General features: G+C 53.0%; 17 protein-coding genes and 1 pseudogene. 5 read left to right on the top strand and 13 right to left on the bottom strand.

From position 1 onward, the window contains the following. Positions 1–4 precede the first annotated feature (4 nt). Together BLT77_RS14550 and BLT77_RS14545 are read left to right on the top strand one after the other, a co-directional pair. On the top strand, positions 5–3,187 hold the full coding sequence (locus BLT77_RS14550; RefSeq protein WP_090366697.1) for an efflux RND transporter permease subunit: 3,183 nt from the start codon (positions 5–7) through the stop codon (positions 3,185–3,187). Between the two features lie 239 nt (positions 3,188–3,426). Then, positions 3,427–4,155 (top strand): helix-turn-helix transcriptional regulator, encoded by a 729-nt coding sequence (locus tag BLT77_RS14545; RefSeq protein WP_090366695.1) that lies wholly within the window; start codon positions 3,427–3,429, stop codon positions 4,153–4,155. A 93-nt stretch (positions 4,156–4,248) separates the two neighbouring features. On the opposite strand, the gene BLT77_RS14540 is transcribed toward BLT77_RS14545, so the two are convergent. Beyond that, on the bottom strand, positions 4,249–5,790 hold the full coding sequence (locus BLT77_RS14540; RefSeq protein ID WP_090366693.1) for a hypothetical protein: 1,542 nt from the start codon (positions 5,788–5,790) through the stop codon (positions 4,249–4,251). 197 nt (positions 5,791–5,987) lie between these two features. Here BLT77_RS14540 and BLT77_RS14535 point away from each other — a divergent pair, with 197 nt between their 5' ends. Then, positions 5,988–6,689: a pseudouridine synthase gene (locus tag BLT77_RS14535; RefSeq protein ID WP_090366691.1), complete on the top strand. Its 702-nt coding sequence runs from the start codon at positions 5,988–5,990 to the stop codon at positions 6,687–6,689. A 9-nt stretch (positions 6,690–6,698) separates the two neighbouring features. Here BLT77_RS14535 and BLT77_RS14530 read toward each other — a convergent pair whose 3' ends face one another. Continuing rightward, a complete protein-coding gene (locus tag BLT77_RS14530; protein ID WP_090366690.1) occupies positions 6,699–7,088 on the bottom strand; it encodes a hypothetical protein in 390 nt (129 codons plus the stop codon). Between the two features lie 394 nt (positions 7,089–7,482). On the opposite strand from BLT77_RS14530, the gene BLT77_RS14525 reads away from it, so the two are divergent. Beyond that, complete coding sequence (locus BLT77_RS14525) at positions 7,483–7,968, top strand: DUF1097 domain-containing protein (protein WP_090366688.1); 486 nt, start codon at positions 7,483–7,485, stop codon at positions 7,966–7,968. Positions 7,969–8,028: 60 nt separating this feature from the next. Here the strand turns inward: BLT77_RS14525 and BLT77_RS14520 are convergent, their stop codons facing one another. The 11 genes from BLT77_RS14520 to BLT77_RS14470 all read right to left on the bottom strand — a co-directional run bounded on the left by BLT77_RS14520 (position 8,029) and on the right by BLT77_RS14470 (position 14,023). Then, complete coding sequence (locus BLT77_RS14520; protein WP_090366686.1) at positions 8,029–8,244, bottom strand: hypothetical protein; 216 nt, start codon at positions 8,242–8,244, stop codon at positions 8,029–8,031. Between the two features lie 291 nt (positions 8,245–8,535). Next, positions 8,536–8,949 carry a VanZ family protein gene (locus BLT77_RS14515; RefSeq protein WP_245709964.1) on the bottom strand — a complete coding sequence of 138 codons (414 nt, stop codon included), beginning with the start codon at positions 8,947–8,949 and terminating at the stop codon, positions 8,536–8,538. A 259-nt stretch (positions 8,950–9,208) separates the two neighbouring features. Further along, entirely contained in the window at positions 9,209–9,607 is a 399-nt protein-coding gene (locus BLT77_RS14510) for a hypothetical protein (RefSeq protein WP_090366684.1), read from the bottom strand. A gap of 255 nt (positions 9,608–9,862) precedes the next feature. Then, positions 9,863–10,279: a hypothetical protein gene (locus BLT77_RS14505; RefSeq protein WP_090366682.1), complete on the bottom strand. Its 417-nt coding sequence runs from the start codon at positions 10,277–10,279 to the stop codon at positions 9,863–9,865. A gap of 60 nt (positions 10,280–10,339) precedes the next feature. Next, positions 10,340–10,747: a hypothetical protein gene (locus BLT77_RS14500; RefSeq protein WP_090366681.1), complete on the bottom strand. Its 408-nt coding sequence runs from the start codon at positions 10,745–10,747 to the stop codon at positions 10,340–10,342. An 85-nt stretch (positions 10,748–10,832) separates the two neighbouring features. Continuing rightward, complete coding sequence (locus BLT77_RS14495) at positions 10,833–11,267, bottom strand: hypothetical protein (protein WP_090366679.1); 435 nt, start codon at positions 11,265–11,267, stop codon at positions 10,833–10,835. Between the two features lie 362 nt (positions 11,268–11,629). After that, complete coding sequence (locus BLT77_RS14490; RefSeq protein ID WP_218126938.1) at positions 11,630–11,983, bottom strand: hypothetical protein; 354 nt, start codon at positions 11,981–11,983, stop codon at positions 11,630–11,632. 233 nt (positions 11,984–12,216) lie between these two features. Then, positions 12,217–12,519, bottom strand: a complete 303-nt coding sequence (locus BLT77_RS14485; protein WP_245709963.1) for a YggL 50S ribosome-binding family protein — start codon at positions 12,517–12,519, stop codon at positions 12,217–12,219. A gap of 148 nt (positions 12,520–12,667) precedes the next feature. Continuing rightward, positions 12,668–12,961, bottom strand: coding sequence for an outer membrane protein assembly factor BamE domain-containing protein (gene bamE, locus BLT77_RS14480; RefSeq protein ID WP_090366673.1), 294 nt, complete (start codon positions 12,959–12,961; stop codon positions 12,668–12,670). A 110-nt stretch (positions 12,962–13,071) separates the two neighbouring features. Continuing rightward, on the bottom strand, positions 13,072–13,431 hold the full coding sequence (locus BLT77_RS14475; RefSeq protein ID WP_090366671.1) for a hypothetical protein: 360 nt from the start codon (positions 13,429–13,431) through the stop codon (positions 13,072–13,074). Positions 13,432–13,522: 91 nt separating this feature from the next. Next, positions 13,523–14,023, bottom strand: a complete 501-nt coding sequence (locus BLT77_RS14470; RefSeq protein WP_090366669.1) for a hypothetical protein — start codon at positions 14,021–14,023, stop codon at positions 13,523–13,525. Between the two features lie 469 nt (positions 14,024–14,492). On the opposite strand from BLT77_RS14470, the pseudogene BLT77_RS14460 reads away from it, so the two are divergent. Then, positions 14,493–14,690, top strand: a pseudogene (locus BLT77_RS14460) (IS110 family transposase); the annotation flags it as partial.

Raw genomic sequence — 14,690 nt, 5'->3', positions numbered from 1 at the left:
GCACATGCTCAATTCTTTGATCGCATCAGCGGTGCGCAACCGGCTGATCATCCTCATTCTGCTGATCGCCACCATGGCCGGCGTGGTGGCCATGCTGCCGAAACTGAACCTGGATGCCTTTCCTGACGTCACCAATGTTCAGGTCACCGTCAATACCCAGGCGGAAGGCCTGGCGTCGGAAGAGGTGGAGCAGTTAATCACCTACCCCATCGAAGCATCGATGTACTCGCTGCCGGCCGTCACCCAGGTGCGCTCCCTCAGCCGCACCGGCTTGTCGGTGGTCACCGTGGTGTTTGAGGAAGGCACCGACATCTACTTTGCCCGTCAGCAGGTGTTTGAACAGCTTCAGGCGGCCCAGGAAAACATTCCCGACGGGGTCGGTACTCCAGAGATGGGGCCCAATACCTCCGGGCTGGGACAGATCTACCAGTACCTGCTGCGAGCCGAGCCGGGCAGCGGCTTTGACGCCATGGCCCTGCGCGGACTGAACGACTACCTGGTCAAACTGATGCTGATGCCGGTGGAGGGGATCACCCAGGTGCTCTCTTTTGGGGGCGAGGTGCGCCAATACCAGGTGCGACTGGATCCCACCCAGATGCATTCCTACGGCTTAACTCTGGACGACGTGCAACAGACGCTGGAGTCCAACAATCGCAATACCGGCGGCTGGTTTATGCCCCGGGGCCAGGAGCAGTTCGTGGTGCGGGGTTACGGCTTTATTCCCAGCGGTGAGGCGGGTCTGGAAGCGATTCGGTTGTTGCCACTAAAGACCGTCAACGGCACTCCGATCGCCATCAATGACATCGCCACCGTGCAGTTTGGCAGCGAGATTCGTGTCGGCGCGGTGTCCATGAGCCGCCGCAATGACGATGGCCAGGTACAACAACTGGGCGAAGTGGTGTCCGGCGTGGTGCTCAAGCGCATGGGCGCCAACACCAAGGCCACCATCGATGACATTGAAGCGCGCATTCCGCTGATCCAGCAGGCCCTGCCACAGGGGGTCACCTTTGAACCCTACTACGACAACGCCGATCTGGTGAGCAAGGCGGTCAAAACCGTCCGCGACGCGTTGATGATCGCCTTTGTCTTCATCATCGTGATTCTGGCGCTGTTCCTGCTCAACATTCGCGCCACCGCCCTGGTGCTGCTGTCGATTCCGGTGGCCATCGGCATCGCCCTGATGATCATGGCGTACTTTGGCGCCTCGGCCAACCTGATGTCTCTGGGTGGCCTGGCGGTGGCCATCGGCATGCTGGTGGATGGCTCGGTAGTGATGGTCGAGAACATCTTCAAACACCTGAGCCAGCCGGATCGCCGTCATCTCAGCGAGGCCCGGTCGCGCGCCAATGAATCCGACCCCCATGATGCCGGCGCCGACGACCATGGCATTGCCATGCGGGTAAAAGCGGCCGCCCAGGAGGTCGCCAGCCCGGTATTCTTTGCCACCACCATCATCATCGTGGTGTTTGCGCCGCTGTTTACCCTGCAGGGAGTGGAGGGCAAGATGTTCCAGCCGATGGCGGTGAGCATCATTCTCGCCATGATGGCCGCCCTGGTTGTGGCTCTGTTTGTGGTGCCGGCGCTGGCCACCATGGCGTTCAAAAAGGGGGTCACCTTCCGCCCCAGCCCGGTGGTCGCCCCCATTGAGAAGGGCTATCGAAACCTGCTCAGCCGCATCATTCATCGCCCCAAAGCGGTGATCACCGGTGCGTTGATCGCTTTCGTCGCCACCATGAGCCTGGTGCCGAACCTGGGCACCGAGTTTGTGCCTGAGCTGGAGGAAGGCACCATCAACATTCGGGTTACCCTGGCCCCTACCGCCAACCTGGATACCGCCCTGAACCTGGTGGCGCCCAAACTGGAACAGATCCTGATGACCTTCCCCGAGGTGGAGTACGCCCTGAGCCGGGTCGGTGCCGCCGAGTTGGGCGGGGACCCGGAGCCGATCAACAACGTCGAGATCTACGTCGGCCTCAAGCCCGTCGAGCAATGGACCTCGGCCTCGAATCGGCTCGAGCTCCAGCGACAGATGAACGACAAGCTGAGCGTATTCCCGGGTCTGCTGTTTACCTTCTCACAGCCCATCGCCACCCGGGTAGATGAACTGCTGTCCGGAGTACGGGCCCAGTTGGCGATCAAGCTGTTTGGTCCCGATCTGGACGTACTGGCCGAGAAAGGCAAACAGATCGAGGAGCTGGTGAAAAACGTCGACGGCGCCGTGGATGTGTCGATGGAGCAGATTCAGGGGGAGTTACAGTTAGTAGTACGGCCCAATCGCAGTGAGCTGGCCCGCTACGGCATCAGCGTTGATCAGGTGCTGCAGTTGGTGTCCGACGGCATTGGTGGCCGGGAGGCCGGCCAGGTGATTGACGGCAATGCCCGCTACGACATCCAGCTTCGCTTTGACCCGTCCTTCCGCAACAGCCCGGAGAAACTGGCCGACCTGCTGCTTTACGGCGGTGACGGCAGCCAGGTTCGACTGGGGGATGTGGCCGACATCGGCATGGAGAGCGCGCCGCCCAACATTCGTCGCGACGACGTGCAGCGGCGGGTGGTAATTCAGGCCAACGTGTCCGGGCGCGACATGGGCTCGGTGGTGGACGACATCTATCAGAGCGTGGCCGACGGTGCCGATCTGCCGGCAGGCTACGCGGTTAAGGTGGGCGGCCAGTATGAAAGCCAACAGCGAGCCCAGCAGCGACTGGCCATTGTGGTGCCGATCTCCATCGCCCTGATTGCCCTGTTGCTGTATTTCTCGTTCGGTTCGGTGGCCCAATCTCTGTTGATCATGGCCAACGTGCCACTGGCACTGATTGGGGGTGTGCTGGCGCTGTTCCTCACCGGCACCTACCTGTCGGTTCCCAGCTCCATCGGCTTCATCACCCTGTTTGGAGTAGCGGTGCTCAACGGCGTGGTGCTGGTGGATGCCATCAACCAGCGGATGAAAGCCGGCGAACCGGTGGCCGAAGCGGCCTTTGAAGGTGCCATCTCGCGGCTGCGGCCGGTGCTGATGACCGCCCTGACCTCGGCGCTGGGCCTGCTGCCGGTGATCTTCTCCTCCGGTGTCGGATCCGAGGTACAACGGCCGCTGGCGATGGTGATCATCGGTGGACTGGTCACCTCCACCGCCCTGACCCTGCTGGTACTGCCGACCCTGTACCAGCGTTTTCCACCCAAGGTGGACTGAGCCTGTACAACGGGGTCTGCCTGGCCCCGTTGCTTTACCCAGGTCGTTCGGGAACTGTTAGGGCGCCGGCAATCCTAACCCTTTCGGCCCCTGTCCCGTGTTCACCGGCCTGTGGATTTTACGCCTCCTGATGGAGGCGTCTTTTGTTAACGGCAATAACATTTGCGCAACTTATTGATCTGGGTCAGTTTATAAAGCCACCGCCGACCCTACACTCTAGCTTAATCAATGAGGTGTACATGGACTGGTTGAAGCTTTACCCCTGGATCAATGATCTGAGCCACTGTCAGAGGGCTGCGCAGTTGCAGACGCTGTTAAACCGACTGCTGCCCATCGTCGGTGCCGATGCCTGTTTATTGATGTTGATCGATCTGCGTCGGGGGATGCAGCACACCTTTTGCGCCGGCCTATCGGCCCGCTCCCAGGCCTTTGTTGCCAGCAACACCAACGACGATCGCTATCTGCACGCCTACATGGACAGCAACCTGATGGGTAAATCGGTGTGCCTGCAAGAACTGCTGCCCCAGCCCAAGGCCGAGGCGGGGGGGTTTCTGGAGCGTTACCAACCCTACTTCGACTACCGCTTCTCCTATGGCCTGGTGCTGCCGTTAAACAAGCACCAGCAAGTCGCCATCTCTCTGCATCGTCACCGTACGCCATTTAAAAAACTCTACCAACACGACATGAACGGACTCGGCGCCGCCATTTTGCCCTGGGCCCACCACTACCTGGCGCAGAGTCCCATCTCGTCACGGACCAAGTTGTGCCATGAACCACTGACCCCGGCCGAAAAGCAGGTTCTCAACCTGTTGATGGAGGGGCTCGATGGCAGTGAAATTGCCGATCATCGGGGTGTCAGCAAAGAGACCGTCAAGTCTCAGTTAAAAAGCCTGCTGCACAAAACCGACAGCCGCCATCAGAATCAACTGCTGTTCCGCGCCTACTCCCTCCCCCTCTGTTTTGACTGAGCGCCCTTAACCGCCAGACACAAAAAAGGCGAGTCGGAGGTCAACTCGCCAGGGGGAACGGGTTGAAGGGCTCAACCCGTAAAGCGGATTCGATTACTCCTGTCTCACCAGTACCGCATAGCCAATGGCGTTGGTGGCGCCATAGATATTCACCGCCACGGTGTAACTGGCATTCACCATCCAGTAGCTATCATCGGCATCACGGAACATGCCGTCCCGGAGTTCAAGCTGCCAGTCATCAACGACCGTGAGATCAGCTTCGTTATCATCGGTGGCTTTATGGTGCCACTTCATGGCGCCGGTACTATCGATGACCACTTCATCCAGATCGTAACTGAACAGGTTGGCATCATTGACGGATTCTGGCACCTCGATGCCGACGGCGTACCACTGCCCCGCCATCTTGCTCATTTCCAGAGTCTCGGGCTGCTTCACCCCGACCATGAACTCCTGTTCACCGTCACCCCATACTGCCACCTGGATAAGGAGATCCTTGTGGGCGGACAACTGGAGGTAGCTCTCATCCTCCTCGTCATCATCAACGCGAACACGGCCGGTCTCATTGACTGTCATGTTGAACTGGTCGCTCACGTCACTATCGGTCTCGCCCAGGTCGGTGAAACTCACCAGGCCTTCGGCATCAATAGCCAGATGGTAAACACCGTAGCCGAACGCACCAGGATCGCCATTGCCCCGCGACGGCGTGTAAACGCTGCCCACCAGCCACTCTCCCTCAAGATCAGCCAGAGCGTACTCATCGGCCCGTTTCGCCGAGGTCGCAATGCGCTGCCTCTCCTGTTCTCCGCTCCACCACAGCATCATCTGCTCGCCGGTATCCATCTGCACCATCTCGGTCTCTTCATCGACGGTGATTCTGCCGGTGGTGTCCATGGTGATGTCATAGGTCTCATCAGGGTAGTATTCGCCGGCGATGTTGCGCTCTTTGACGGTCAGTTCACCCTCGCCGATGATCCAATCCGCCAACCGGTAATCAAACGAATCCGGCGAGTTGTAACCAAAGCGAGGCGTCAGGAACTCAAATGAGACCCAGTTGCCCTCGAGATCGGCTGCGGTAAAGCCCGGATTAACGGTCTCATCAAAGTGATCCAGAGCCTCTTCGGAGCTGACCAGATCCTCGGCTTCCATGCCGACGGCATCCAGCGCCGAGGTCATTTGAGTTTCAAAGGTTTCGGTGCCTTCATCCAGTGTTACGCTGGGCATCGCCTGCGCCACCTCTGCGGTAATAGTGATGCCATTTTCCGGATTACCATCGCTGTCCAGAGACTGCAGCAACCTAAGGGTATTCACCACCTCAGGCGTGGTAGCGTCTTCGGTAGCAAACAGGGTCAGCGGCGTAACCTCCGCCGCCGCATCCACCACCGGGAACTCGGTGGCACCGAGGCTGAAGTTCACCTGCTCACCCTCTTGGTAGACAAATTCACCCGCCGCGTTGGTTACCCCTTGCTGGGTGTCGGTGGCGAAACTGAGTCCGGCAACCGGACTGTCCAGGAACACACCGGTATAGAGTTCAGGCTCCACCGGCGTCGGGCTGCTGTCGCTGTCACTGCCGCAACCGGCCAGGGCCACCATGGCGGCGACCAGTGCACACAGTTTGAATCCATTTTGATTTTTCATACTCACCTCCTGCTAATTACCTCATTGATACGCAATTGAAATAACCGCTTCATCCCCCATGCGGGGGATAAAGTTCAGGAAGCTGATCTACCTCAATAGCCGGCTGCTATTTTGGCCAGCGGCTGGCAGGGTGACGCCCCATTGCCTTTCACCGCCATCGCGTTACCATAGGCGCCCCATCTTGATAGAGGCCGCGCATGCGACTGGATCGTTTCATCAGCAAAACCACCCGAGAGAGCAACCGCCAAATCCGAATCTGGATTCAGGATGGCCAGGTGTGGGTGGATGGGCAACCGTGTCTGGATGGAACGCGCCGGGTTACCGAGTTCAGCCAGATTCGCTGTAACGGCATCGACCTGCCCTGCAAGCGCGCGCAATACTGGCTGATGAACAAAGCCGCCGGTGTACTGAGTGCCACCCGGGATCCGGAGCACCGAACGGTGATTGAGGAGCTGGCCGCGCAGCAGCCCGAGCTGGTTCTGAACGAGATCCACATCGCCGGGCGGCTGGATCGGGCCAGTACCGGCTTGTTGATCCTGACCAACGACGGCAACTGGTCGAAACGGCTGACCCGGCCGGAGATTAAGATCCCTAAAACTTACCTGGTCACCACCGCCAACCCCATAAACCCGGACACCGGTGCCCGCTTTGCCGAGGGGATTCATTTTCCTTATGAGGGGATCACCACCTCGCCGGCACAGCTGACACAACTGAGCCCCCATCAGGCCAGGCTTACCATCTATGAAGGCAAATACCACCAGATTAAGCGGATGTTCGGAGTATTTCGAAACCCGGTGGTGGCACTGCACCGCGAACGCATGGGGGAGATTGTGCTGGAACCGGAGCTGGCCCCGGGCGGGTGCCGGCCATTGTCCCGCCAGGAGATTGACTGGCTGTAAGCGCCGGTGTCAGGGGCCGGCGCACACCAATGGCTGATCAAACACTTCGTTTTGCAACACCGCCACACCGGTTTGCGGGTTCAGGGTCAGCACCATATCGCTGCTGTTGTCGTCCGAAGGAGCAGACCATGGAATGGCGGTTCCCAGGATCACCAGGTAGGGCTGCCTCGCCAATACGACTCCCCTACCCTGCCAACAGCCACTGTAGGCGCATACCGAGACATCGCCACTGTCATTGAAGCTGACACTCAGAGGCGTAAAGTCCGGTGACTGGGCCACCGCGCAGCCCTGCTGCGAACAGTGGGACTCAAAGTCGTTACTGCACTGCCAACCGGCCGCCAATGCACCATTGCTGCAGAGCAGCAGAGTGCCAAATAACGGCAACGCAAACCTGTTCATGACTTTCCCCTAAGGTGTCTGTATGGCCACCAAGATAACAAAAACCGCCACGGGTATCCGGCGATGACTCACACATCGGCGCTCACCCACCGCCACCGGCCATAACGAAAAGCGGCCAAAGGCCGGATCAGGAGGGATACCACGGATGCACCGCGGCGACGGAGCTGGCCACTCACCCCCTAAGAAACCACGGAAGGGGGCAAGTAGGTGAATGGCCGCTGGCGGTGAGAGCTGGTTCTAACATTGTAAATAAGTTTCAGCTACGTCACATAAACCATACGAAATACCGTCAAAGATGACGAAACACGCCCATTTGCGTGATCGAGATCACTTGGATATGAAAATAAGTAAGATACACTTCGTCACCTTTCTGAGATAAAGGCGAGACGATTACATGTCTGTATTGGTGGCTATTGCAATCACAACCGGAATTCTGTCCGGCATCTGGGGCTGGGTATCGGTATCACTGGGTCTGCTGACCTGGGCTGGCTTCCTGGGTTGCACAACCTACTTCGCCTCACCTCAGGATGGCGTGAAAGGACTGGCACTGAGTGTGGCCACCAACATGAGTGGCGTTTTCTGGGCCATGGTGATCATTCAGCTCTCCACCATTGCCGGCGCCGAAGTGATTGGCTATGTGATCACCGGCATCGTCGCCACCCTGATGTGCGTTCAGGCCAAACAGACCTGGCTGAACTACATTCCCGGCACCTTCGTTGGCAGCTGTGCCACCTTTGCCGCTGGCGGCGACTGGCAGGCGGTGATTCCCGCCCTGATTGTGGGCGCCACCTTCGGTTTCCTAATGAAAGCCTCCGGTCTGTGGTTGCACCAGAAAATCAACCAGCCCGCCTCTGCCATGGAAACCGCCAAAGCGGATTGATTGCGCCTTTCTCAGGCACAAAAAAACGGCACCCAGAGTGCCGTTTTTTGATCCTCGAACCTAACCAAGTCTCCTCAGTCGCCGGCTGTCTCCCTTTAGCGCCAGAAACCCCATATAAGCCATGCCCAAAGGGGGAATCAGCGACAATACCGCGCCGACCAAGGTAACCAGCGCCGGGGTATCGCTGCGCTTTCTCGCCAGCAGTGCGATTAAGGTGGTGGAGAATACCAGCCACAGCAACATCGTCTGGCCAATCAAGGTCGCGTTAATAGACATTGAAACTCCTTTTCTGCCTGTCCTGCTCCTGCCCTTAGCCTCATGCCGGACACATCGCTGAGCCTGGATAGGGTAATGCCTGAAGCCGGCTCAATGCAACAGCCGCCTTGGGTCAGCAATGTAAAGCCACGTTAACGGTAACAGACTGAGCGTAAATGGTTTAACAGGGCGAATGAGGGTGCGGGGAAAGAACCGACAACAGGGCAATGCCCGATCGGCATCAGAAAGGAATCAAGCTAATGAACCTAAACCTGGCAGACAACAGCTTGGATAACAGGTGGCCCTGACCGGCTAGCCGCCGGCTTGCCGACAACTAACCCGGCCTGTCATTGCCACCTTTTTGCTAATCCAGGTAAACAGCACGATTCCGGCCAGATCCGCCGCCAGATCGGCAAGGTCAAAGGTGCGACGCGGCAGCAGAATCTGACTCAGCTCCTCCAGCAGCACAAACAGCGACACCAGCGTGGTACCAAGGTACCAGCGTCCGAACAGCACGGTTCTGAGACCGGTTCCCAGATTGGCGGCCAGGGTAAGCAAGCCGAACAGGCAGAAATGACCCAGCTTATCTCCGTAAGGCAGGTGCCTGACCAAATCGAAAAATACACTGTCGCCGCCGCTGTTAGCCAGATAGATGATCCACAGAATAAACCCAAAGAACCCTATGCCTAACAGGCCGATCCCCTTTCGAATCCAGACACTACTCACTCATACCACCCTTTGCATAAGACCATTTACCAATGGCTACCTTTTAACGGCTGCAGCCACCGTACACCCCGCACCAAACCTGGCCTAAGGCTCACGCCTGTGCCACCGTTCGAGTCGACCCCCGGTGCAGGGGACAGATAATAGTTAACTTTGGCCCGGGTGTCAGCGTTGCCCCTGTCGCGACGGTATCCAGGTTGATATGCAACAGGTACAGTCCAGAGTGTTACACCTTACACAGACATCCAGTTGGAATCTTAGTTTAGTTTTCCCCAATAACGTCCGAGAAGCGCCCTGCACAATTTAACCGGCTGAATAATTCATCCTTGTCCTCGGCACCATCAGCAATACCGATGCCATAGCCTTTTACATAAACCAAAATATTGAAGGCTCTACCGGTACCATTATCGTAGCGTTTTAACTCACTGTTCAGCACCAGATTCAGTTTAAAATGATTAACTGGAACACCACGGAGCTTTGCCAGTTTCATGCAAGTGACCAAATCTACTGCATTCTCATTTTTAACGGCTGCATCGGCCGCATCGACAAAACCGTGCATTCCTGCGCCGCCACGTAATGCGATCAGCTTGGTCACGGCCACATAGCTGATGATTGCCCCAAGCATTATTCCGACAATCAACACGACCAATCTCTTCACCATAATCACCTTAAATCAATACCCTGCTATCCACAGAAACGTCTCTGGTTAAAAATCTGAAATGCAGTAAAGCCGGGCCAGAGTAATGCAGCCGACTTTAAACAAACCAGTGTGCGATGAGCCGTTACTTCCCAACCCAAAACAACCGATGAATCTCGAGTGTTCCAACACCAGCACCACCGCCGCGCAGCCGGGGGAGACAATCTCAGCGACGGGAGGAGAACACTCGGGATTTTGCCGCCTTATTGGCGGCATTGGTTAGAAATTTATGCTCTCTCGCGCTATTTCCGCTCTGACTTTTTTAAATACAGTTACCAGCCTTTCTCTTTTTCTCCATGGCTTGAACTTGCTTGGAAACCTGCTTAACCAATGGCTGTTGGGGCCAGCACTTGTCCCTCGTTGTTTTGAAAGAGCCATGGTTGTAGGTAAATTCTTCTGACTAAGCACATCAATGCAGTGGGTGAGTTCAACCATTGATGCAAAGCTAAAGCTCCAGCCTTGAACCACGACCAGCAAAAGAGGGTAGCCTTTACCTGGTACTTTAGCTGGAAAGGGCGGGATGTATTCGTCACATGACCAGTAACCTTTTGACTCTTCGTCTACGCCGATATGAACCCAGTAGCTGATATTAGTACCCCGGTTTTTGTCGTCATAGAGAAACTCCCACTTCTTCATGCCCCCTCCCCTATTTCTCATCTCCTGCTGGCCAGTTTGCCGGACTTGCTGCAAAGTGGTTTACTTTTTGATTTTCTTAACCTCTTCAGGACTCATCACCTCGACCCCCAAACACTCGCCTGTTTCATCATTATATTCACTACACTTCCAGTACTGGTTGTTCCAAAGAATTTTCTCTGGATTCCACATCCGCTTGCTATTGAAAACGCACTCACAGGGAACGTCGCTCACTTGTTCCCCAATCTTGCGACTCCTCTTTGGCGCTGTAGCAGTCTTTAAGGCCTTTTTAGCATCTTCTAACTCAGCCTCGATCAACCTAAGCTCTTTGAGTTTGCTATCATACTGGCTTTGCTTTACACGAACATTTTCTTGCAGAGCCTCTATTGAAGCCTTATCACTGGAATTTACTCCAAATGACATCAACGCCATTAGAAGTAATAAAGGGCTAAACACTCTATTTTTATTCATGATTCCTCCGTAAACATAATGCTAGAGACATCTCGCTGGCCGTACGCCGATCCGGCGAGTGAAGCGAACATGCTGACTGCTGTTGTTAATGTGACGACACACCGTAGTATTCATATTCAATATCAAAATCACTCGTCTGTCTTGCGTTTGGATCAATACGCCTAACTTTCTGTAGATTATCGAAGCTCAATAGGAGTTTATCTGGAGATTCCCACTCGATTAACAGGCCACTTGCACTGGGTCTGCCTTCGAATCCAAAAATACTGCGGGAATCAAAGCCGCGCTCTACATGCCTTACGATAACTTTGCCAAAAAAGTCAGTAGTTGCTCCGCCACAGTCACCAATAGAAACTTCAACATTGTACCTTCCGTCAGGAGACATGACCTCTTCAACAACCTCATGAGAACACATAGAGGAACATCCTTTAACAATCAGCGCAAAGATAAGCCACAGCACCAGCAGAGACCAAAATGCATATCCTCCGAGGCTAAATAGAAATCTCTTTGTTTTCGACAGCACATCATCTCCTTGTCGCATTAACACCGCGTTTTCAGGTACTGGTTATCTGCATGTCATGCAGAATTTTTTGATTTCACAAATGAATATATTGATAGCGTTATAAATACGCACAAACCGATAAATATGGGACGGTAAAAATCAAAGTCCGGGTCAGAATTCTCTAGCATTTGGTAGAGTGCAGAGCCAGCGCTTACTCCAATCGACACACTCAAATTCTTAATCAATGTACTTTCTCTCACGCTTTATTGTGATTATAACGGCCTCTTCAACTGCCGGAGGCTACTGGCGCCATTTTGCCGGGTTTATGACAAAAAAAGTGTCCGTGGCCGGAGGTCAGGTTGAAGCCGCTTGTGATGTGCATATCACAATATACCTTTTGTATATGCAAAAATAACGGGTGTTAATAATGTAATCAATAAGACCAGAACCAATAGATTCCCTTTCCTGATATTAAAGACATTATTAATTTCAGATACCTTCATACCGCGAACAAAATGTCCGAACCCATACTCGACAATAAGCGTTAACGACACCCAAGAAATTCCGAGCCATAGATATACGATAAAACCATCATTAACAAATAAGTCGACCGCGTGATAGATTACCCCTGCGATTAGAACCGATAATATCACACCACTTATTGGTAAAGCCTTTGCTTCACCAAGACTTTTATTGAGAATTTTCTCCCTGAAAATACCGTTAGCAATAGCAGCCATTACCATCACTAGCCATACTACGATTAGCTTTAGGATAAACATGGCGATCTCTCAATTACACACATGGTCCACTTAGCCGGGGTAACTTGGCCGGCTAAACGTTTCGAGGTATAAGCGGAGCCGGCCTGGCTGAAACTGATCCTGACCCGATAAAGTGGACACGGGTTTGTTATGTCTTACGATTTTGATGTCCACTAAAACAGGTCAACTTCAATCCGCATTACAGTGCCTTGTTATATGCCGTAATTGGCATCAACTAATTTCCCAACAACCACATTTGAAATGCTTGGCTTTGAAGTTAACCACTTTTCAATAAACTGCCTGTCATCATCAGTAGCCGAACCGTAACGCCGACCGGAGCATACGAATGCGCTAAATTCTTTAAAGCCGCCGCCACCGATGATAAGGCCATTATCTTCGATCACATCTACAAACTCGTCTAAGAATTTTTCGATGTCATTCTCCGCGACGTCTAAGACAAAAGAGAGCTCAAACCCAAATATTGCGAACTCATCAAGATACAACTTCTTGCGCAATCTGCGACTTCTTGACTTTGTCATGATACTCCTCTGGCATATAACGCTCCAACATGGGGCGCAATAATACTTGGCTAAAATTAGCGACGAAGGAGCGCAAGCCAAGTGTTTTGCGTCCCTTTCATAATTGGCTTGTTATAACTACTTTTTAATTTTTCTCAAAATCAGCAATTTTGTTTAGTACTCCGTCTTTGGTAAATACCAGGCCCGATATAGCTGTGCTAGACGTATCGTACATAAATACACTTCGGCCATCAGGATTATTATCGACATAAGCTGGTTCACCTAAAATTTCTTTAACTTGTGATTTGGTTGTTTCACCAAATTTCAGTTGAGCAAACAAGCTTTTATTTACATAATTTTTGGTGTCCGGTGAGGTAGATGCGCAGCCAGAAATCACAATAATAATGGCAACAATTAAATATTTGATGCAACTCTTCATACAAACTCCATGTAGTTATAACGCCCCACTTAGCGGGAGCAGACTGCCCGGCTACAATCCGCAAGGCACGAGCGCAGCCGGGCTGGCTGAAATCCGCCTACAGTGTCTTGTTATGTGGTTACTTCCAACTGAACATGTCCACCAACCACTTCGACATCACCAAAGCTACCGGACAAAAGGAAGCCAGATAAGACCTTTGAGAACGTGTCGATGTTGCCGTAATCAGTGGTGCCATCAAGGTCCACAGTGCCCTCGGTAGAGGCAATGTTGTACAGCCCTCTGACTTCAGTGAATCCGCTAAAAACCAAAGTGATACGACGGTAGCATGTGTACTCATTGCTTTTAGGTGCCAGGTAGAGCTCAGAATCAGGCCAGATGCTAGCCTCGAGCTCCATTAGCAGTTCGCTGGCACTTAGCTTCCACGACATAACGAACGAATCATTCAAGTCGATTCCGCTAAACACTTTCATTTTTCGCCAGTCCACGCCACCTCACACATAACGCCTCAAGTTACGGCTGCTACGCAGTAGCAGTCCAACGAAGTGGTGCAACCTTGACTTGTTATGAGTTTTTATTGATTGCATTACTAATATTATCTTTTAACCACTCTTTATCATTTCTGGAAAACCACTTTCCGAGCTTTACTAAGCCAACACCAAAGCAAAGCATTAGAAAGCCAAATATTGGAAAAGACCAAGCTTCTGTTGGTTTTGCTGCAACAGCAACACTTGCCATAGTGACCCACAAAACTATAAAGCCAAACCAAAAGGTCATAAAGGCTTGAACAAAACGGTGAAAGCGAAAAACACCAGATAAAACTGTTTTGTTGCCATCAGATGAAAATGAGCCAACAAGAAATGGTTTGAACGAGTTTTGCACCATAGGTATGACTCGTTGTATTTTCACAATATCAGAGCTGACGTTACCAACCATGCCTTCAGAAGTTAAACGTGAGGTTGTACTGACACCCTTTTTAAGGCGTTCAATTGCAATTTCAATGGGCACATCGAATACAAACTCAAACTCCTCTGATCCGTATAGAAACTCAGTTATTTTTTTCATGACTTACTCATAACGCCCCGCTCAGCGGAGCAAAACGGCTGGCTAAACTCAGCGAGGAACGAGCAATGGCCAGCCTAGTCATTACATTCCGCTGAAGCGGCTTGTTAGCTTTCAGACCTTGGTTTATCACCATCAGGGTTGAAGAATAAGTAGACAATAAAAAACAACCACATCACCAAGAAAATTACTATTGCTGCAATAAAGCCTCTAGCAATGATCTCAAAATTCGTCCCGACGAACTCAGCACCTAACGATCTAAAGAGCACCATAAACATAATGACACTTGAAGAGATTAGAGCATATTTTAACGCTCGCTTTGGCAGTGAACTGTGCTCCATAACTCCCCCAAGATAGCTAGACATCATGATTCCCTGTGCGAGTGTCGGCCTCCTGCGTTTTATCGTGGATTAGTAAAACCAGAGCCACACTGTTTGTTGAATCACGCAATCAAACACCGCAGGAGGTCGACATGGTTAAAGCTAACACACTTTTCGTCGGGCTGGATGTGCACAAAGAAAGCACTGATGTTGCATTAGTTTCTGACACGGTGGGCGATGCCGTGTGTTACTACGGAACCATCCTCACCAACCTAAGAGCCTTCGACAAGCTGTTAAAACAGCAGGCTGCCAAGGCCAATAAACTCTGTGTTGTCTACGAAGCCGGTCCT

The sequence above is a fragment of the Ferrimonas sediminum genome (genome assembly GCF_900100175.1).
Taxonomy (GTDB): domain Bacteria; phylum Pseudomonadota; class Gammaproteobacteria; order Enterobacterales; family Shewanellaceae; genus Ferrimonas; species Ferrimonas sediminum.
This window is presented reverse-complemented; position numbering and strand designations above follow the sequence as displayed.